We start from the raw sequence: 364 nt of genomic DNA, 5'->3' as shown, positions 1-364 counted from the left end.
TTGATAGGTCGAAGGTGTAAGTGCAGCAATGTATTTAGCTTATCGATACTAATAGGTCGAGGACTTGACCAATATTTATTTGATGTTCATTAATTAAAATATATATGTAGTTTTTAGAGTGTTAACTTTAAAAAACTAGTTTTACTAGCTATAAAAATTTAATGCGGGTGTAGCTCAATGGTAGAGTTCTGGCCTTCCAAGCCAGCTGTGAGGGTTCGATCCCCTTCACCCGCTCCAAAAGATTATGTGGTTACAATAGCAGAGAGGATACACCTGTTCCCATTCCGAACACAGAAGTTAAGCTCTCTAGCGCTGATGGTACTTGGTGGGAAACTGCCTGGGAGAGTAGGACGTAGCCACGTAA

1 tRNA gene and 2 rRNA genes are annotated in these 364 nt (G+C 40.4%); all 3 read left to right on the top strand.

The features are described from left to right. Window positions 1-72 (top strand): 23S ribosomal RNA (locus tag IC213_RS20685); the annotation flags it as partial. 91 nt (window positions 73-163) lie between these two features. Then, window positions 164-237, top strand: a tRNA-Gly gene (locus IC213_RS20680). A gap of 8 nt (window positions 238-245) precedes the next feature. Then, window positions 246-362, top strand: a 5S ribosomal RNA gene (rrf, locus tag IC213_RS20675). Window positions 363-364 lie beyond the last annotated feature (2 nt).

Source organism: Clostridioides sp. ES-S-0049-02 (assembly GCF_020658465.1).
In the GTDB taxonomy this organism is placed as follows: Bacteria; Bacillota; Clostridia; order Peptostreptococcales; family Peptostreptococcaceae; genus Clostridioides.
Note: the sequence above shows the minus strand (reverse complement) of the source record. Positions and strands in the feature narration are given on the sequence as shown.